The following is a 17,964-nucleotide window of genomic DNA, read 5'->3' as shown; positions in this document are numbered from 1 at the left end:
ATGGACAGGCTCGGACGGCGCGGTGGGCCGGGCGGCCCACCGCGGTGCGTCATCGCGCGGGGGTCAGGTGGGCCGACGGGCCGTCGTGGAAGACCACGCCGGTGTCGACAGCGGGCAGCCCCGACGGCGCGATGCTGCCGTCGGCGGCGACGTTGTATGTGTGCACCCGCGCCGTACCGTTCACAGTGAGCGAGTCGATGACCCAGAGCTCGTCTTCGTCGGGACTGAGCACAACGCGGCCGGGAACAGTGCCCTCGGGGGTTGGGTAGGGCGCGCCGGGCAGAGGCGAGAGCGCACCGTCGGCGCCGATGCGGAAACCCTCGACCTGTCCGCTGCGTGATGCGGGCACGTACATGTGCTTGCCGTCCGAGGTGATCGCCGAACCGTGCGGGGTGTCACCGGTGGGGTACGGCGAGCCCGGAGCCTCCGACAGGCTGCCGTCAGGGGCGATCACATAGCCGGACAGGGTGGCGCTGCCCTCGTTGCTGACGTAGAGATAGCGGCCGTTCGGGGTGATGGCGGGCAAGGCGGGCAGCTCACCCGTCGCCATGGTCGGGCCGGCCTGGGTGAGCGAGGCGTCGGCGTTGATGGCGTAGCTGGTGACGGTCCCGCCGGTGAAGGTGGTCACGATCAGGTGGCGTCCATCAGGGGTCACCTGCGGCAGGCTCAATCCGCTCATTCCGGGCACCGGGGTGGCCGGAGCGCCGGTCGGCACGAGAACACCGGAGGCGGTGATGTCGAAGGAACGGACCTCGGTGCTGAGTGTGCCGACGGTCGCGAACAACCGTGATCCGTCCGGCGTGATCGTCACGCCGATCACGGGGGCGCCGAAATCGATGCGGCTGCCTGCGATCTGGTGCATCGCCCCGTCGGCGCCGAGGTCGAAGCCGATGATCGAGCCGGAGACCACGTGCCCGGCGTATGCCCGGCGGCCGTCCGGGGTGATCTCGAGGGTGATCGAGCCGGTGTCGCCGGCGAAGGGCGAACCGGGCACCGGAGTGAGCGCGCCGTTGTCGTCGACCCGCATGACGCCGATGCTCGCGGAACCGCTGCCGGTCACCAGCAGATAGCGTGGCGCGTCAGCGGGGGCCGAGTGCGCGAGGGCCGGGGCCGACGACAGTGCGAGCGCGGCAGCCACGACTGCGGCGACACGTCGCGGTGCGAATGCGTTCCTGAGCATCAGGATGCGGTACCTCCGTGTATCGGGCAGGCCACGTCGCCTGCCTCGAATTATGCACAATATAGTGTGCAATCTCACTCGCGTGGTTGATTTGAAATAAGGCAACGAGGCACCCCTCTACTTGTTACGACACACAACGGAGGTTGCCAGATCATATACAAAATGTGATCGTTCCGCGTTGTCGCGCGATTTTGCCTTCTGCCGATCGCGGACTCCGAATCTCATCGAGGAGATCACCGATGACTTCCCTTTCCCTCCCCTCCCGATCCGGCCCCGTGAGTCGTATACTCCGTTGCGCCGCACTGGCTTTCATCGCCATGCTGCTCGCAGTGGTCGGCTGGAGTGCTGCGCCCGGCCCGGCCGCGGCCGCCACTTCCCGCTTCCTGATGGTCGCGGGCACCGCGTCGATGGGCATCAGCGTCCTGCGCGTGGCCGACGACGGAACGTTGGCGAGTGTGCCGAACAGTCCGTTCCCCACCGGTTTCGGCGTCCTGTCGCTGGTACTCGCCCCGGACGGCCGCACTGTCTACGTCCCCCACGCCGGCGACTTCGGCGTCTCCGGATACCGCCTGGACGACAACGGGAGCCTGCATCCGGTTGCGGGCGCTGACATCACCGTCGGCGGGCCACCCACCGCCGCGACACTCAGCCCGGACGGCAAACAGTTGTTCGTCGTGGTCGGCGGGGCGCCGGGCCACGTCGAGTCGTTCGCGGTGACGCCCTCGGGCGCGCTCGTTCCCACCGGAGCGCCGACGGTTCCGGTCGACGGGTTCAGCGCGGTCGGTATGGCGGCAGTCGACCCGAGCGGACGGTTCCTGCGGGTGGTCACCTACCTCGGCAACACCATGTCCAATTACGCGATCTCGCCGGACGGCACGATGACCCCGCTCGGCGCCATCGAGGTGAAACTCGGTCCCGTCGCCCCCGGCCTCAGCCGGGACGGGCGATACCTCTACGTGAGCAACGAATTCGGTTTCGATCTGTCCGGCTTCGCGATCGGTGACGACGGGCAGCTGACACCGACACCCGGCTCGCCCTACCCGACCCACGGCGTTCCGCACGGCGCGGTGGTGACCGCCGACAACACCCGCCTGTACGTCCCCAACGCCATGGGCCAGTCGATCGCCGGCTTCGACCTGCACCCGGACGGACGACTGACCGAACTTCCCGGTTCACCGTACGCGGCGCCCGCGGCCACCCTGCCGGGTCAAGTGGCCCTGCATCCCGACGGCAAGACGCTGTATCTCATCGATGTGCTCACCGCGCAGGTGACGACGCGGGTGCACAGCTACACGATCCGTGACGACGGCAGCCTCGCACCGTCCGGACGGCCTTCGGTCGACACCGGTGTGGTCATGTCCGACGGGCCCGTGGTCGCCATCACCCCCTAGACGAACGAAAGGGCCGGTGTCATGACCATTTCGGTCACGACACCGGCCCTCAGCGCGAAGCTCCCGGCTTCGGGATCAGGGCTGGACGCCCATTTCCGGGCCGATGTACTCACGGACCCGCGCGGCCTTGCCGTCGCGCACCTCGACATTCTGCAGCAAGTGCAGCTTCATCTCCTGACCGCCGATCGATACCTCGGTGGTGCACTCGTGAAAGAACCCGTGCTCGGTGTAGGTGACCCCGAGGGAGACGAAGGTCGGAACGGCACCGCCCGCGGAACGCTCGTACACGGCCGCGACCGCGTCGGCCACGGTGACCCACTTGTCGTCGGAGCTGTGCCACACGAGGCAATCGTCATGGCTGATCTCCTTGAAGAGATCAATGTTCGTGAGGGCCTTGACCCAGTTGTCCGCGAGATCTTTGGTGGCCTGATCGGGGGTGGTGCTCATCGTTGAACGGTGCCTTCCTGTCCGGTTCTCTGCAGTGAGGTCCTGCTCCCCCATGCTGCGTGCGAACCGGCGCACCGAGTGTCCAACTTTCTGGACACTGCGACCTAGGCTGTGGACTTCTCCGGGGTGGACCACATGCCCTGCTTCTCCAGCATGGCGATGAGTTCGTCGGCGCCGGACATGATGTGATCGCGCATCAGGCTGCTCGCCGTCTTCGCGCGGCGCTTGCGCAGCGCCTCGAGAATGGCGGGATGGAAATCGAGAGACTCGTTGGCATGGCCCTCGATATTGCCGTAGAACCGGTTGGGCAACTGCTTGACGATCGAGCGCAACAACAGCGCGAGCCTGCGGGAATCCGCGGCCAAGTTCACGGTGCGATGGAATTCGTGGCCGAGCGCGACGATGCGGTCGAGATCGGCTCCGTCGGCTACCGCCTGTTCGTGCTCGGCGACCACCTCGGCGAGGTGGGCGAGCTGGCGCGGTGAGATGGATTTCGCCGCGCGCGAAGCCAGTTCACCCGCGAGTGTGGCCTGTGCCCAGAACAGGTCGCGTACGTCCTGCCTGCTGAACGCCGACACCATGAACCCGCGCCGCGGGACCAGTTCGACGAACCCCTCGCCACTGAGCAGCAAAAGGCCCTCACGCACGGGCGTGTTGCTCACGCCGACCGCTTCCGCGATCGGTTCCGCGCGCAGGAACTCACCGGAGCGAACCCGGCCCGAGATGATCAGTTCCCGCACGTAGCTCGCGACGTCTTCGGACAACTGCTGACGCTGCGAATTCGCGCGGCGGGGTAGCTCCCGGGGTGAGGAATCGGCGTCCAGAGGGTCTTTGTCGTTCGGCACTTACGCATTATGCGGCCCCGAAGCGCGATCGCGCAGCACCACCCCCATGGAAAACGGCGTCGGTCACCGCAGGGTGGAAACCCATGTGCCGTGCGCGGTGACCGACGCCTTGCCCGAGACCCCCGGGGGATCAGAAGGACCTCGGGAGGTCTTGGTGTTCAGAGCAAGACCTTATCATATATTTAATATTATGACCTATCCGATCCGAAGGGCACATCGATGACCGGAGCATTCTTCCGCGCGCAGCACAGCAGCCATGGGGTCGAGCTCGTCCCCCAGGCCGAGGCCGCGAGCGGGTGGGGCCAGGAGCACATGCGTGGGCTCGCGGTGAGTTCGGCACTGGCTCGCGCCGCCGAGCAGCAGGTCGACACCCTCGGGCGCACCGACCTGGCGCCGGTGCGGTGGACCGTCGACCTCTTCCGTCCCGCACGGTTACGCCCGTGTACCGCCTCGGCAACCGTCGTCCGGGAAGGCAAGAGATTGTGCTTGATCGACACGGTGCTCGAACAGGACGGGCGGCCCGTCGCCCGGGCTTCGGCGCTGTGGCTGGCACCCGGTCAGAGCCCACCGGGTGCGGTCTGGTCCGGCGGTACGCGACCGGAGCCGCCACCACCCGGAACCGCGCTGGTCGAAGCCCAGCACCGGCTCTACTTCACCGAGGAGACCGGATGGGGCGACGCGGACCGATCCACCAACGACGCTCGCAATACGATCTGGCACGAGCAGATTCCCGTGGTCGAGGACGAACCGACCACGCCGTTCCAGCTGGCCGCAGGCGTTGCCGACGTGGTGAATGTGGCGGTCAACCTCGGCGGCAACGGACTGGAGTTCATCAATGCCGACGTCTCGCTGGCCCTGGGCCGCCTGCCGGTGGGGCCGGCCGTCGGTTTCGCCACCACCCAGCGAATCGAAGAGGCGGGAATCTCGGTCGGCACCGCGGTCGCCTTCGACCGGGTGGGCGTCTTCGGCACCGTGACTTTGTGCGCGCTGGCCGACGCGCATCGAGCCGTCGACGTGCGGAGTTTCCGACCGATCGCGTGACGCAGGTCGCAGAATATATTATGCTGAATCAAAGACTCGTGAAGGAGTGCACCGATGATCCGCTGGGCGAACACCGACGACAAGGCCACCTCGTGCTGACCCGGGGCGCGGTGCTTCGGCAGACACCGGGCGCCTACGAGATCGTCGAACTCGACATCGAGGACCCCCGTCCCGGTGAGATCCGGGTCAAGATGGCCGCGGCGGGCTTGTGCCATTCCGACGACCATTTCGCGGTCGGTACGCAGACGCCGGGCATTCTGCCTCTCGCGGGCGGGCACGAGGGCGCCGGTGTCGTCGAGGCCGTCGGACCGGGCACCAAGGGCTTCGCCGAAGGTGACCACGTGGTCTTTTCTTTCCTTCCGGTGTGCGGCCGCTGCCGGTGGTGCGCGCACGGCCACCAGAACCTGTGTGACCTCGGCGCGTTCCTGGCCACGGGCGCGCGTTTCGACGACCCCACGTCGTATCGGCTCTCGCTCGACGGCGCACCCGTCGGTCAGCTCGCCGGACTCGGTACCTTCTGCGAATACACCACCGTTTCCGCTGTCTCGGCGATCAAGATCGATCCGTCGATCCCGCTCGATATCGCCTGCCTCACCGGCTGCGGTGTCGGCACCGGTTGGGGTGCGGCGGTGAACTCGGCCGAGGTGAAGCCGGGGCACGTCGTGATCGTCATGGGCATCGGCGGCATCGGGATCAATGCCGTGCAGGGTGCCGCACACGCAGGCGCCGGCGCGGTCATCGCGGTCGACCCCGTGCCGTTCAAGCGCGATTCCGCACTGAAGCTCGGCGCCACTCACGCCGTGGCCGACATCGAGGAGGCGGCCGAACTCGCCCGCTCGATGACCAACGGCCAGGGCGCCGACTCCTCGATCGTGACGGTCGGAATCACCACCGGTCGCCATGTGGGGCAGGCGCTGAGCGCCGTGCGCAAGGCAGGCACCTGTGTCGCCGTCGGGCTCGGCGACGCCACCGTCGGCGCGGGCGACATCAACCTGCACGAACTCACGCTGTACCAGAAGCGCCTGCAAGGCTCACTGTTCGGCGCGAGCTCGCCCACCGCCGACATCCCGGCACAGCTGGCGATGTATCAGCAGGGCTCGCTGAAACTCGACGAACTCGTCACCACCCGCTACTCCCTCGACGACATCACGCAGGGCTTCGCCGACATGAACGCCGGGCGGAACCTGCGGGGTGTCGTCGTCTACGACTGATCCCGGCAAGTCGAAGGACCGATCATGAACGTGCTGATCGAAATGACCGCATTGTGCCTGACCCGCCCCGCCCCCGGCGCGGATGCGCAAGCGCTGGCCGCCTGGTACGCGGCGAAGGCACGGTTGCACGACCACCTGGCCGGTCTCGGTGGACCCGACAGCGCGCGCGAACGTGAGCTCGCCGCGGCCGCTCACCGGCGCGCGCTGACCGTCACCGTGAGTGAACCGGCATGAGACCCGCGGGCGAGAAGTCTTTGCGCCTTCCCCCGCCGCGCGCGGAAGCCTGGGCCTGGCAGATGTATGCCACCTGCCGCGCCTACGACGTGAACGACTTCTACGACACGGGCCAGGAATCGCGAAAGGTGCTTGCCGCCAAGAAGGTCTGCGCGGACTGCCCAGTCCTGACCCATTGCCGGGACCACGCGGTCACCACCAACGAACCGCACGGCATCTGGGGTGGAATGACGCCGAGAGAACGAGCCAAGTACCGCTGGGTGCACTACTGGTCGAAACGCCTTTGACGCCAGTCGAACACCGGCATCGACAGGGCTATTCTCGGTAGAGGCGAGCGCACCCGCGCACCGCGACCTGAGCAGTACCGAATCGAGCCGAAATGGCCGACATCGAGTCGACGCAGCGCAGTTCCGCTTCGGGAATTCCCGCGGAGCTGGCCGCTGCGGGCTTCGAAGACGCCGAGGAGATCGGGCGCGGCGGTTTCGGAGTCGTGTACCGGTGCGCCCAGCCGGAGCTGGATCGGGTGGTCGCTGTGAAGGTACTCACCGCTGAGCTCGACCCCGACGGATTGCAGCGTTTCGTGCGGGAACAGCAGGCGATGGGCAGGCTCTCGGGTCATCCGAACATCGTCGCCGTTTTCCACGCGGGCACCACCCGTGGCGGGCATCCCTACCTGGTCATGCCCTACCACGCGCGTGGGTCGCTCGAACAGCGCATCCACACCGTCGGTCCGCTCGACTGGGCGGCGACGCTGCGGCTCGGTGTGAAGATGGCCGGAGCGCTGGAATCGGCGCATCGGGCGGGCATCTTGCACCGTGATGTGAAGCCCGCCAACATTCTGATCAGCGACTACAACGAGCCGGAACTCACCGATTTCGGCATCGCTAGAGTCCAAGGCGGATTCCACACGACCACGGGCGTGGTGAGCGCCTCCCCCGCGTTCGCCGCGCCCGAAGTGCTGCGCGGCGCTTCGGCCACCCCTGCCACGGATGTGTACAGTCTCGGCGCCACACTCTTCTGCGCGCTCACCGGACATGTCGCCTACGAGCGTCGCGAAGGTGAGCAGGTTGTGTCCCGATTCCTGCGGGTTTCCCAGCAACCCGGCCCCGATTTCACCAGCCGGGATGTGCCTGCGGCGGTCCGGTCGGTGATCGAGCACGCGATGGCCCCCGACCCAGCCGAGCGACCCGCCGATGCCGCCGATTTCGGCGCGGAACTGTGTGCGGCGCAACGGGCCACGGGTGCACCCGTGGATGTGCTTCGGGTTCCGAGCCCGCCACCACAGGCGGCGGCGACGGTACCGCGATCGAAGGAACGGACCACTGCCCCACCGACTCCGGCCACCAAGTACCGCCCGCCGACCCCGGCGCGTGCGACGCTGGCCCGTATGCGGCTGCTCGAGCGGCTGCGTACGTGTGAACACACCAGGCTCACCACCATTCACGCACCCAGCGGTTTCGGGAAGACCACGCTCGCCGCGCAATGGCACGACGAGCTCGTCGAACACGGCGCCGCCGTTGCCTGGCTCACCGTCGACGAGGACGACGACAACGTCGCCTGGTTTCTGGCCCACCTCGTCGAGGCTGTCCGTTCCGCGGTTCCCGATCTCGCCGACGACCTCGATCGTCTGCTCGAGGCCGACCCCGACGATCCGGCCCGCGCTGTCCTCACGGGGCTCGTCGACGGTCTGCACGCCCGCGACCGGCGGGTCACCCTGTTCCTCGACGACTGGCAGCGCGTCACCGGCGCCGGCTCGGTGGCGGCCATCCGGTTCCTGCTCGAGCACGGCTGCCATCATCTGCCGCTCGTCGTCACCACCACCGCGAGTCCGGACCTGCCGGTCAGCCGACTGCGCATGTACGGTGAGCTCACCGAGATCGACGCCGCCACTTTGCGTTTCGACGCCGACGAAGTCCGCCACTTCCTCGACGACGCCGATGATGTGCACCTGGACGCGGAGGAAGTCCTCGCGCTGACCCGGGCCACCGACGGGTGGATCGCCGCGTTACAACTCGTGGTGCTGTCGTTGCGCGCGGGCGAGGACACCGGGCAGCTACTCGGTAGCCTCGCCACCCACCCTGATATCGGTGCGTTCCTGGCCGAGAACGTGCTCGATGCCCTCGACCCGGAAACGCTCGACTTCCTCATGACGACCTCGATTTGCGAGCGGATCTGCGGCAGCCTGGCCGCAGCGTTGACCGGCCACGCCGATGCCGCCGAAGTGCTCGCCGACCTCGCCGAACGTGGATTGTTTCTCCTGCCGACCGGCCCCGGCAGCGAGTGGTACCGCTACCACCAGCTCTTCGCCGGTTACCTGTGCCGCAGACTGACCCAGGACCGGCCGGGACAAATCGCTGGGCTGCGGCTGCGGGCCGCGCAGTGGTTCGCCCGCCGTCATCTGCTCAACGACGCCGTCGAACACGCTCTCGCCGCCGAAGACCCCGGCCGCGCGGCCGAGCTCGTCGAGGAGGGCGCGGGCTATCTGCTGGAACGGTCCAGAATGGTGATGCTGCAGGGGATTCTGGCCAAACTTCCCGCGAATGTGTGCCGCACGAGACCGCGGATCCAGCTGTTCGGGGTGTGGGTGAACCTGGTTCTGCGCAGGCCTGCGGCCACCGAGGCATACCTGGCCCGTTTCGAGGCGGCCCTGGACTGCGTCGACGAAGCCGACCGTGCCGATCTACGGGCCGAAGCAGACGTCGCGATCAGTGTCCGCGAGATGTTCGCCGACCGGGTATCGGCACTGGACGGGCTGATCGGGCAGGCGCTGACCCGTCCCGACGACTTCTCTCCCCGGATTCCGGGCGTGGCCGCCAATATCGCCACCTTCGCCGCGATCCATCGCTTCGACTTCGACGAGGCGCGGCGACGGCAACTCTGGGCGGCGCCGTACCACGAGGCGACCGGCCCGTTCCTGTCCGTCTACGGTCGCTGTTTCGCCGGTCTCGCGGCCCTCGAACAGCTCGACATCGCCGGCGCCGAGGAGCTTTTCACCGTCGCACTCGACACCGCACTGGCCACGATGGGCCCGGCGGCGCACGCCACCCGCTTGGCCGGGGCACTACTCGGTGAGCTGCGTTATGAGACAGGCGATCTCGACGCAGCCGTGGATCTGCTCACGGCGAGCAGGGAACTGTCGACCGAAGGCGGCGGTGGGGTGGACTTCATGCTGGCCACCTATGGGACAGGTGCGCGGGCGCGGTCCCTGCGCGGCGATCACGTGGGCGCGCGCGAACTCCTGGCAGAAGGCCTGTCCGTCGCCGAGCGCCTCGAGCTGCCTCGGCTGACCGCTCGTCTCCGCAACGAACAGGTCCGCGCGGGCTTCGATCTGGACCCGCGAATCGCCGACGCCCTGCTGGCACCACGCACGGTCCGGCACGAGGACGGAATCGTCGCCGCCATCGACGAATTCGACGAGGACTCAGCCATCCGATTGCTGTCGGAGGCCGGCGAACACGAACGTGCGCTGGCACGAGCCGAACTCCTGCTCGCGAGCATGCACGCGGACCGTCGTCCGCTGGCGAGCTTGCGCGTCGGATTGCTGGTGGGTTCCGCGCTGCGGCGGGCCGGGCGCCGGGACGAGGCCGAACACACTCTGTCACCGTTGCTGTTGCAATGCACCCGGCTCGGCCTGACCCGTCTGCCCGCCGACGCGTTGTGACGACCGAGCTGTGCCGGACGGGAAACCTGAAGCTAGCGGGCCGGTTCGACGACCCCGCCCGGGTCTGTTTCAGGGGCCCGTACCTGCGCAACCTCGTCGTCGACCGTCGAAGCGGGCATCAGGATCACGACGACGGCGGCGATCAGCGCGGGGATCGCGAAGGCGTAGAAATTCCAGTGGCTGCCCAGCGAGGAGCCGACGACCCAGCCACCGATCGACGGACCGAGGATGGAGCCCACGCGGCCGAGCCCCATGCTGGCGCCCACCGCCGAACCCCGGCACGAGGCAGGGTATTTGGCCGCGACGTAGCCGTAGGCGAGCGAACTGCTGCCGATGGACCCCAGCCCCGCGCCTGCTACCGCGACCATCAACACCGCGGTGTCGAGTTTGCGACTCAGCGCGAGCAGCGACACCGCGCCGATGAGGAAGAACAGAACCAGGATCCGCCGTGAGCCGTACCGGTCGGCGAGCATCGAACCGCCGATCATGCCGATGATGGCACCGACCTGCAAGACCAGCAGGAATTGCAGCGAGGAGCCGAGTGGGTAGCCTGCCTCGCGCATCAGCACCGGCAACCACGTGTTCAGACCGTAGGTGATCACCTGGGCGCAGACGCAGACCAGGACGAACAGCAGCAGCGATGGCAGGTACCGGCGGGTGAGGAGCATGCGCAGCCCGCTCGCGCTGTCGGTGCTCGAGGCTGTGTCGACCTGGATTCGCTGTTCGGCGCGAATCGCGTCGATGTCGAGTCCGTAGGCACCGGCCAGCTCGGCAGCCTCGGCGTCCTTCCCGCGAGCGACCAGCGAGTTCACCGATTCCGGCAACCAGAAGTACATGGCGGGGACCACGATCACACACAGCGCGCCCACACCGTAGAGCACGCGCCAGCTGTTGTCGGGGAGCAAGGCGATCGCGACCAGGGCGGCGATGATGCCGCCGAAGGAGTAACCGGTCAGCATCATGCCGTTGTAGATCTGCCTGCGATTGCGCGGCGCGAACTCCATCGTCAGGGCGACAGCCGAAGGGACGACGCCGCCGAGGCCGATGCCGGTGAAGAACCGAGCGGCGCCGAGGAATTCGGGCGACGTGGCGACCGCGCAGATCGCGCATCCGGTGGAGAACCAGACGACACCCGCCATCATTACTTTGCGGCGTCCGATGCGGTCGGCCAGTGGGCCGGCGAGCAGGAAGCCGACCATCAGACCGACCAGGGTCCAGCTGCCGATCAAGCCCGCGGTGCTCGCCGACATCCCCCAACCCGGTTCGTCCAGGAGGCTCGGCACGGTGGCGCCGTAGACGATGAGGTCGTAGCCGTCGGCCACGATCGTCAGAAAACAGAGCATGACCACGACGAGGCCACTTCGTTTGCGCGGGGCCGGACCATCCATTTCGTACTCCTTCGACGTTCTGCCACAGCGACACCGCCGTGCGACGTGGATCACAATATCGCACAATATATGATCCGGAATACTCTTTCAGCGACCAGCTCGTGCGTGAACACAACAAAGGCCTGGGACCGTCGGAGGTTCCCAGGCCTTGTAGCCGGCGCTGTTCAGCCGTCAGCGCTTACCTGGCAGCATGACCGCCACCATGGTCACCGGCTTGTCGGTCCGGTTGCTCCAGGCGTGCTTGATCCCGCGGTTGATCACGGTGTCGCCCGCGCGAAGCAGGGTCTCCCCCGTTTCGTAGATCGCGTAGATCTCGCCGTCGATGATGGTGGCGATGTCGACGGTCTCGGTGGCATGCAGGCCGACGATCGCGTCGTCCTCGGCCTTGGCGTCCTCGCCGTGCAGGTTGCCGATCGATTCCGCGTATACCGCCGGGTCGATCTCGCTGTCGGGCGGGAAGGTCGCAAGGCGCACCACCACGCCCGCGGCGGGCGGATCCAGCTCCACCTCGGAACCGAGCGTGTCGCCGTCGGCCATGTCGGCGGGCAATGCGTCGACCCGCCACACGTCGTTCACTGTGAACGCGGGCAGGGCGATGCGCGTGGCGGTGCCCTCGTCGACGACGATCGTCGACTTGCCGTCGCCGTCGAGGCCCGCGATCACGCGTCGTGCGGTTTTGCCGAGATGCTCACTGGTCATGGATGCCACCCTTTCGGTCCGGACGGACAAGACGCCCGTCACATTCCCTAATAATATATTCCATATCAAATCTTCGATAGGGTGGGCGCTGATCAGAGGTTGGTCGCGAAGAAGGGGGTCAGGGCGGCCATGGCCTGGTCGACGTACTCAGGGCGGTCGTAGAGACCCACGTGACCCGCGCCTTCGACCAGCACGAGGTCGGTGTTCTCCGGCAGGCGCTTGTGCAGGGCATCGGCCTGCCACAGCGAACCGGCGGCCGAGCCGGCGATCAGCAGCACCGGCTGGGTCAGGAACTCGGCACCGGCGAAGGCGTCGTAGTCGAAGATCCGGGTGACGCTGGCGGTGAACAGCATCCGGTTGTCGGAGTTGGGGTGCTGCGCGCGCTGGGTGCGGTAGTACTCGTGCGCTTCGATCATGTCGGGATGGGTTGTGTCGTCAAGGGTTTCGGGCACGTAGGTGACCTCGGCGATCTCCCCGCCCGCGGCTTCGATTGCGCGCTGCCCCGCGACGGCGTCCAGCGTGGCGAGCTGTGTTTCCAGCGGCAACGAGCCGTCCCAGCCGCGCCGGAAGGTGGCGCCGATGTCGACCGGGCTCACCGTGCCGACGGCCTTGATCCGGCGGTCGGACTTGGTGGCGTCGATCGCGTAACCGCCCCCGGCGCACACACCGAACGCGCCGATCCGGGCGGCATCGACGAAGTCGAGGGTCGAGACGTAGTCCACCGCGGCGCGGATGTCCTCGACCCGCGCGAACGGGTCTTCCAGTCGGCGCGGAATCCCGCCGCTCTCCCCCTGGTGGGAGGCGTCGAAGGCAAGGGCGACGAAGCCCTCGGCGGCCAGCTTCCGCGCGTACAGACCGGCGGTCTGCTCCTTCACGCCCCCGCCCGGATGAACGCACACGATCGCCGGGTAGTACCGGTCGACGGAGAAGTTCTCGGGCAGGTACAGGTCGCCCGCCATGGTGACCGTGGCGTTCGGGAAGTCGATGTGCTGCACGATGATGTCCTCGGCTCGTCGGGGTTCTTTCCGGATGACATCAGTCTTCGTCATCCGGAAAGTCCCTGGCAGGACGACTCTGTTCCTGGGAAGGATCCTTCCCCCTCAGTGCACCGCGGCGAACATCAGCTTCGCGTCGTCGGCCTCGGCCGGATCGAACTCGGCCACGATGCTGCCCTGCTTGGCTACCAGGATCCGGTCCGAGAGGGCCCGGATCTCCGGCAGATAGGACGAGATCACGATCACCGCGACACCGTCGTCGGCCAAGGCGCGGATCATCGCGTGGATCTCGGTGATGGTCCCGAGGTCGACACCACGGGTCGGCTCGTCGATGATCGCCACCAGTGGCTGACGGGTCAGCCCTTTGGCCAGCACAACTTTCTGCTGGTTGCCGCCACTGAGCTCCTCCAACTTGGCCCGCTCGGGTCGCAGAGTGCGCACATGGAACCGCTCGACGAAGCGCTGGGCCACGGTCTTGCGTTCGCCCGGTCGGACCAGCAACGGCAGGCGTGGCGCGCTGCACAGGTGCCCGAAGTAGATGTTGTCGGCGATCGAGAAGTGACCGAAGAAGCCGGAGGACTTGCGGTCCTCGGTGATGTAGACCAGGCCCGCGCGACGGGCATGGCGCGGTGTCCGGAAACGCACCTTGTGCCCGTCGAGTCGCACGGTGCCGCCACGTAGACGCCGGCGCTTGGTCACCCCGGCGACGATCATCGCCGTCTCACTTCGCCCGGCACCGACGAGGCCGTAGATCCCGACGATCTCCCCCGCGTGCGCGGAGAACGACATGTTGCGCACAGCCGGAAGCAGGGTGATGTCCTCGACCTCGAGCACCGGTGCCGGATCGGGCTCGCGATTCGGTGGCACCCGTTGGTATTCCACGCTGCGCCCCACCATCATCCGCACCACCTCGGCGCGGTCGAAGGCCGGTTTGTCCAGTGTGCCCTGCACCTCACCGTCGCGCAGGACCGTGATGCGGTCGGCCTCTTCCAGTGCCTCGTCGAGCATATGGGTGATGAACACGACCCCGATGCCCTGCTTCTTCAGCCTGCGCATCGACAGGAACAGCTGCAGTCGTTCCTCCGGTGTCACCGAGGCGGTCGGTTCGTCGAGGATGACGACCTTGGCGTCGCGGTGTACCGCGCGAGCGATCTCCACCATCTGCTTCTGTGCGATGCCGAGCGCACCAGCGGGCACCTCCGGCCGGATGTGGAAGTTGTGTGACTCCAATAGTTCTCGCGCAACCACATTGAGTTGGGAGAGATTGTTGAAAGCCTTCTCGTCACCGAGGAACAGGTTCTGCGCCACGGTCATCGACTCGACGAGGGACCCTTCCTGGTACACCATCGCGACCCCGGCCTCGGCCGATTCCTTCGGGGTGCTGAAGTTGCGCATCCGCCCGGTGACGAGCAGGGTGCCCGCGTCGTGTTCGATCGCACCCGAGATCACCTTCACGAGGGTGGATTTGCCCGCGCCGTTCTCGCCGAGCAGGGCGTGGATCTCGCCCGGCGCGACCTCGAAGTCGACGTCGCGCAGCGCGTAGGTTCCGTTGTAGTGCTTGCTGATCCGGCTGAGCCGGATCACCGGCTCGGCGGCGACGGCGGTGTCGCTCACTGTACTCACCTTTCGTTCTCTGATTGCGGTTCGATCAGGTTGCGGAAACCACGCGCCGCCACCACGATCCGTCCGTCACGTGACACCACGCCGGTGACCCCGTGGCGGTCGCTATCCGCGCGCGAATGCACACTTTCGGCGATGCGTCCCCGCTGATCGATCCGGAAAGCCAGACCGTAGGAGCGCGCGGGCGCCCACGGTTTGATCACGCCGTGTACGCGCAGCTGCCCCAGTTGCAGGGTGTCGGTGTAGGGATCCGCACACCGCAGGCGTGGGACGAACCATTGGTCCTGACGAATCGTCGCGGTCATCTCGCGTAACAATTCGGGTTCGTCGAGCAGCAATTCGGTGAATCGGTTGCGCGCGTACGGCGCGGCGACCCACCAGCCGTTCGTGGTGGCGGCGATCCGGCCCGGATACACCGGCAGATTCGACGCCACCGCGGTGCCGGACTTGCCCGGGGCGGCCACGGTGCGGCGTTCGATGCGGTGGTCGAAGCCCAGCGATACCAGAACCTCACCCTCGCCGGCACTTTCGATGCCGCCGGGCCAGCCGAGACCCTCGGCGACCACTTCGGCGTGCAAGCCGTCGACGCGGACGATGCGCCCACTGCGGTCGTCGGCGACCAGCGCGGCGGACCAATCCGGTATCTCGCGGGAGCCGATGGTCGCCAGCACGACGCCGTCGGGCAGCAACGTCAGATCGGTGACGCACGCGGCCAGCTCGGGATCGGTGCACAGGTCGGTGGCCACTCCGCTCTCGTCGACTGTCACGAGGCCGACGCCCTCGACGGCGGCGACTACCCGATCGTCGGCGACCAACAGACTGCCGACCTGCCCACCGAGCGTCACCAGCCGCGTGACGGTGCCCTCGGTGAGCGTGAAAATGCTGTCACCACTGGAGAAGACGACTGCTCCGTTGTCACGGATGCGCACGTCGTCGGGTTCGAACTCGACGTCGGGCAGCAGAGTCACGCCCTCGTCGAGGCGGCGGTTGGGCCGCAGGCCCGCCTCGAACGGCGGCACCGTGCGGTGCCGGGCCCAGTCGGGGTTCAGCCATTCCTTCATGGCGTTGATCGTCCGGTTCATCGCCGTACCTCCACCATCGATCGGCCGGGCACGATCAACCCGGGAACCGCAGCCGGATCGATCGTTCCGACCTCGCTCGGGTCGAGGGTGAGTCGACCGATGCGGTTGTTGCTGACACCGCACAGATACAGCTGGCCGGCCCGCTCCTTGACCGCGGTCACCATCGGATAGTTCGCCAGCGACGAATCCCACAGCACCTGAAGGACTTCGCCACGATCGTTGAACTTCATGACGCACGACACGTTCAGCTGCGGTACTACCCAGCTGTCGAGCGGGACCTCCTTGGTCATCCGCCTGCGCACCGCCGGGTAGCGGTTGAGCAGGTCCGACATCGGCGTGCGCATCGACACGAACGGCAGCCAGTAGTTGCCGTCGGAGGAGCGGTTGAGGTTGTCGGGGTTGCCGGGCAGGTTCTCCAGCACCGGTTCCAGCTGTCCCTGCTTGGGTCCGGCGATCCAGAGCCGGTCCACCCGGCACAGACCGGTGCTGGCGATGAGGATCGACTGGCCGTCGTGGGAGGTGCAGATGCCGTTGGGAAACACGCTGTTCGACACCACCACCTCGGTGCCACCGTCGGGGTCGATGCGGACCACGCGGCCGTTTGCCCGCGATTCCACCAGTTCCACCAGATATTCGGCGGCATTGGTTCGTGTCGAGAAGTCCGAGACGTAGATCGAACCGTCCGGCGCCACGTCCAGGTCGTCGACCGCGCGCAAGGCCGAATCGTCGAGCAGGGAGAAACGACTGCGTCTGACCTTGGTGGCGATCGGCTCGGATTCGCCGTCCGGGGAGATCCGGTAGATGCCCATACCACCGACGGCGACGAGCAACTGGCCGTCCTGGTCCCACCCGTGCCCGAGGGGGAAACCGCCTGTGCGAGCGAAAATCTCGCCCTCATCAGGGTTGTCGGCGGCGAACCGCCACACCCAGCCTCGACGATCACCGCAGTAGACATTGCCCTCTGGGTCGACCGCGCAGTCCTCGGCGCCTTCGATCTTGCCGAGACCGATCGGGGGTGCGTCGGTGGTCCTGTTGTTGATCGTCCACACCGTGCCCGGCTCGGTGACGTCGATGAGCGGGCCGAGGGTGATCCGGCCCGGATCGATCTTGAGCTTGTCGGCGGTGCGCTGCCGGTATTTGCCCCACTGCAGGTCGAGCACCGCGAAGACGAGCAGTGCGGTGGCGAGAACGACCGTGTAGTAGGACCCTTCGAGCCGCAAGGCCACGGTGGCCTGCTGGATCACCTGCACCACGATGATTCCGACGGTCGCCCGCAGGACCGATCCGCGTCCGCCCTTGAGGCTGACACCACCGAGCACCACGGCGGTCAGGGCGATGATCTCCCAGCCCTGGCCGACGTCCGGGTCGGTGCGCCCGACCCTGGCCGAGGTGAGCAGGGCGGCCAACCCGGCCAGCGCCCCCGACAGGACGTAGACGAAGAAGGTGACCCGGTCGACTGGAATGCCGTTGCGCCGCGCCGAACGCCGATCACTGCCGACCGCCGCGACCCACCAGCCCCACCGCGACCGGGTGAGGCCGACATGCACGGCGATCAGTACGCACCCGAAGAAGCACCAGCCGGTGGGGATCAGCGCGATGCTGCCCTCACCGAGGAAGTCCCAGACGATATCGGGCTTGGGCATGCTCAGTTCGAAACTGAACGCCGACTGCAAGGCGGCGGCCGCACCACCGAACGCGACCAGGGTAACCAGCGTCGTGATGAACGGCCGCATCTTGCGATAGGCGATGAAGTAGCCGTTCACACTGCCCAGCAGCGCACCGAACACCACCGCGCCCGGTGCGACGAGGGCCATCGGCCAGTCCCAGGCACGGGAGGCGACCATCGCGCCGATCGCGGTCAGGCCGACCATCGAACCGATCGACAGGTCGATGCCACCGCAGACCAGCACCACGGTGAGCCCGATGGCGAGCAGCCCCTTCTCCGACACCTCGTCCATGATGATCGGGGTGTCGGCCGGACCCACCGGGGTAAACAGGACGAACAGCAGGCTGAGCAGCAGGGCGAGGGCCAGCGGAACCGCGCCCTCCATCCAGCGCTTCTCGAACAGATCCGACAGGGTTCTGGCAGGCGCGAGCCGATCACGCCACTTCCCGCCGGTCAGGGGGAAGGCATCGACTCCCCGCGAGCGTGATTGCAGTGTCATCGCCG

At 67.2% G+C, this 17,964-nt stretch carries 15 protein-coding genes; 6 read left to right on the top strand and 9 right to left on the bottom strand.

Features of this window, described 5'->3' with window-relative positions:
* Window positions 1–49 precede the first annotated feature (49 nt).
* Window positions 50–1,180, bottom strand: coding sequence for a beta-propeller fold lactonase family protein (locus AB0F86_RS06795; RefSeq protein ID WP_356982555.1), 1,131 nt, complete (start codon window positions 1,178–1,180; stop codon window positions 50–52).
* A gap of 239 nt (window positions 1,181–1,419) precedes the next feature.
* On the opposite strand from AB0F86_RS06795, the gene AB0F86_RS06790 reads away from it, so the two are divergent.
* A complete protein-coding gene (locus AB0F86_RS06790) occupies window positions 1,420–2,571 on the top strand; it encodes a beta-propeller fold lactonase family protein (RefSeq protein WP_356982553.1) in 1,152 nt (383 codons plus the stop codon).
* A gap of 75 nt (window positions 2,572–2,646) precedes the next feature.
* On the opposite strand, the gene AB0F86_RS06785 is transcribed toward AB0F86_RS06790, so the two are convergent.
* Together AB0F86_RS06785 and AB0F86_RS06780 are read right to left on the bottom strand one after the other, a co-directional pair.
* Entirely contained in the window at window positions 2,647–3,018 is a 372-nt protein-coding gene (locus tag AB0F86_RS06785; RefSeq protein ID WP_356982551.1) for a hypothetical protein, read from the bottom strand.
* 104 nt (window positions 3,019–3,122) lie between these two features.
* Window positions 3,123–3,842: a GntR family transcriptional regulator gene (locus AB0F86_RS06780; RefSeq protein ID WP_356983747.1), complete on the bottom strand. Its 720-nt coding sequence runs from the start codon at window positions 3,840–3,842 to the stop codon at window positions 3,123–3,125.
* A 240-nt stretch (window positions 3,843–4,082) separates the two neighbouring features.
* On the opposite strand from AB0F86_RS06780, the gene AB0F86_RS06775 reads away from it, so the two are divergent.
* The 5 genes from AB0F86_RS06775 (at window position 4,083) to AB0F86_RS06755 (ending at window position 10,010) form a co-directional block, all read left to right on the top strand.
* Window positions 4,083–4,904, top strand: a complete 822-nt coding sequence (locus AB0F86_RS06775) for an acyl-CoA thioesterase domain-containing protein (RefSeq protein WP_356982549.1) — start codon at window positions 4,083–4,085, stop codon at window positions 4,902–4,904.
* Window positions 4,905–4,996: 92 nt separating this feature from the next.
* Window positions 4,997–6,115 carry an NDMA-dependent alcohol dehydrogenase gene (locus tag AB0F86_RS06770; protein WP_356982548.1) on the top strand — a complete coding sequence of 373 codons (1,119 nt, stop codon included), beginning with the start codon at window positions 4,997–4,999 and terminating at the stop codon, window positions 6,113–6,115.
* A gap of 24 nt (window positions 6,116–6,139) precedes the next feature.
* Complete coding sequence (locus AB0F86_RS06765; protein ID WP_356982546.1) at window positions 6,140–6,349, top strand: hypothetical protein; 210 nt, start codon at window positions 6,140–6,142, stop codon at window positions 6,347–6,349.
* On the top strand, window positions 6,346–6,636 hold the full coding sequence (locus AB0F86_RS06760) for a WhiB family transcriptional regulator (RefSeq protein ID WP_067488491.1): 291 nt from the start codon (window positions 6,346–6,348) through the stop codon (window positions 6,634–6,636). Before AB0F86_RS06765 ends, AB0F86_RS06760 begins: the two co-directional genes overlap by 4 nt.
* Window positions 6,637–6,728: 92 nt before the next feature.
* Window positions 6,729–10,010 carry a protein kinase gene (locus AB0F86_RS06755; protein ID WP_356982543.1) on the top strand — a complete coding sequence of 1,094 codons (3,282 nt, stop codon included), beginning with the start codon at window positions 6,729–6,731 and terminating at the stop codon, window positions 10,008–10,010.
* Window positions 10,011–10,042: 32 nt separating this feature from the next.
* Here the strand turns inward: AB0F86_RS06755 and AB0F86_RS06750 are convergent, their stop codons facing one another.
* The 6 genes from AB0F86_RS06750 to AB0F86_RS06725 form a co-directional block, all read right to left on the bottom strand.
* Window positions 10,043–11,398: an aromatic acid/H+ symport family MFS transporter gene (locus AB0F86_RS06750; protein WP_356982541.1), complete on the bottom strand. Its 1,356-nt coding sequence runs from the start codon at window positions 11,396–11,398 to the stop codon at window positions 10,043–10,045.
* 171 nt (window positions 11,399–11,569) lie between these two features.
* Window positions 11,570–12,097, bottom strand: coding sequence for a cupin domain-containing protein (locus tag AB0F86_RS06745; RefSeq protein ID WP_356982539.1), 528 nt, complete (start codon window positions 12,095–12,097; stop codon window positions 11,570–11,572).
* A gap of 92 nt (window positions 12,098–12,189) precedes the next feature.
* On the bottom strand, window positions 12,190–13,146 hold the full coding sequence (locus AB0F86_RS06740; RefSeq protein ID WP_243749943.1) for an alpha/beta hydrolase: 957 nt from the start codon (window positions 13,144–13,146) through the stop codon (window positions 12,190–12,192).
* Window positions 13,147–13,197: 51 nt separating this feature from the next.
* Window positions 13,198–14,706 (bottom strand): sugar ABC transporter ATP-binding protein, encoded by a 1,509-nt coding sequence (locus AB0F86_RS06735; protein WP_356982537.1) that lies wholly within the window; start codon window positions 14,704–14,706, stop codon window positions 13,198–13,200.
* Window positions 14,707–14,711: 5 nt separating this feature from the next.
* Entirely contained in the window at window positions 14,712–15,794 is a 1,083-nt protein-coding gene (locus AB0F86_RS06730; protein ID WP_356982535.1) for a hypothetical protein, read from the bottom strand.
* On the bottom strand, window positions 15,791–17,959 hold the full coding sequence (locus AB0F86_RS06725; protein ID WP_356982533.1) for an SMP-30/gluconolactonase/LRE family protein: 2,169 nt from the start codon (window positions 17,957–17,959) through the stop codon (window positions 15,791–15,793). The genes AB0F86_RS06730 and AB0F86_RS06725 overlap by 4 nt, the downstream gene beginning before the upstream one ends.
* Window positions 17,960–17,964: the final 5 nt, after the last annotated feature.

Origin of the sequence: Nocardia sp. NPDC023733, assembly GCF_040639775.1 — a bacterium.
In the GTDB taxonomy this organism is placed as follows: domain Bacteria; phylum Actinomycetota; class Actinomycetes; order Mycobacteriales; family Mycobacteriaceae; genus Nocardia; species Nocardia rosealba.
Note: the sequence above shows the minus strand (reverse complement) of the source record. Positions and strands in the feature narration are given on the sequence as shown.

Coding starts and splice junctions, on each gene's coding strand:
- AB0F86_RS06795 (WP_356982555.1), bottom strand. CDS start 1,180: ATGCTCAGGAACGCATTCGCACCGCGACGTGTCGCCGCAGTCGTGGCT.
- AB0F86_RS06790 (WP_356982553.1), top strand. CDS start 1,420: ATGACTTCCCTTTCCCTCCCCTCCCGATCCGGCCCCGTGAGTCGTATA.
- AB0F86_RS06785 (WP_356982551.1), bottom strand. CDS start 3,018: ATGAGCACCACCCCCGATCAGGCCACCAAAGATCTCGCGGACAACTGG.
- AB0F86_RS06775 (WP_356982549.1), top strand. CDS start 4,083: ATGACCGGAGCATTCTTCCGCGCGCAGCACAGCAGCCATGGGGTCGAG.
- AB0F86_RS06765 (WP_356982546.1), top strand. CDS start 6,140: ATGAACGTGCTGATCGAAATGACCGCATTGTGCCTGACCCGCCCCGCC.
- AB0F86_RS06760 (WP_067488491.1), top strand. CDS start 6,346: ATGAGACCCGCGGGCGAGAAGTCTTTGCGCCTTCCCCCGCCGCGCGCG.
- AB0F86_RS06755 (WP_356982543.1), top strand. CDS start 6,729: ATGGCCGACATCGAGTCGACGCAGCGCAGTTCCGCTTCGGGAATTCCC.
- AB0F86_RS06750 (WP_356982541.1), bottom strand. CDS start 11,398: ATGGATGGTCCGGCCCCGCGCAAACGAAGTGGCCTCGTCGTGGTCATG.
- AB0F86_RS06745 (WP_356982539.1), bottom strand. CDS start 12,097: ATGACCAGTGAGCATCTCGGCAAAACCGCACGACGCGTGATCGCGGGC.
- AB0F86_RS06740 (WP_243749943.1), bottom strand. CDS start 13,146: ATGACGAAGACTGATGTCATCCGGAAAGAACCCCGACGAGCCGAGGAC.
- AB0F86_RS06730 (WP_356982535.1), bottom strand. CDS start 15,794: ATGAACCGGACGATCAACGCCATGAAGGAATGGCTGAACCCCGACTGG.
- AB0F86_RS06725 (WP_356982533.1), bottom strand. CDS start 17,959: ATGACACTGCAATCACGCTCGCGGGGAGTCGATGCCTTCCCCCTGACC.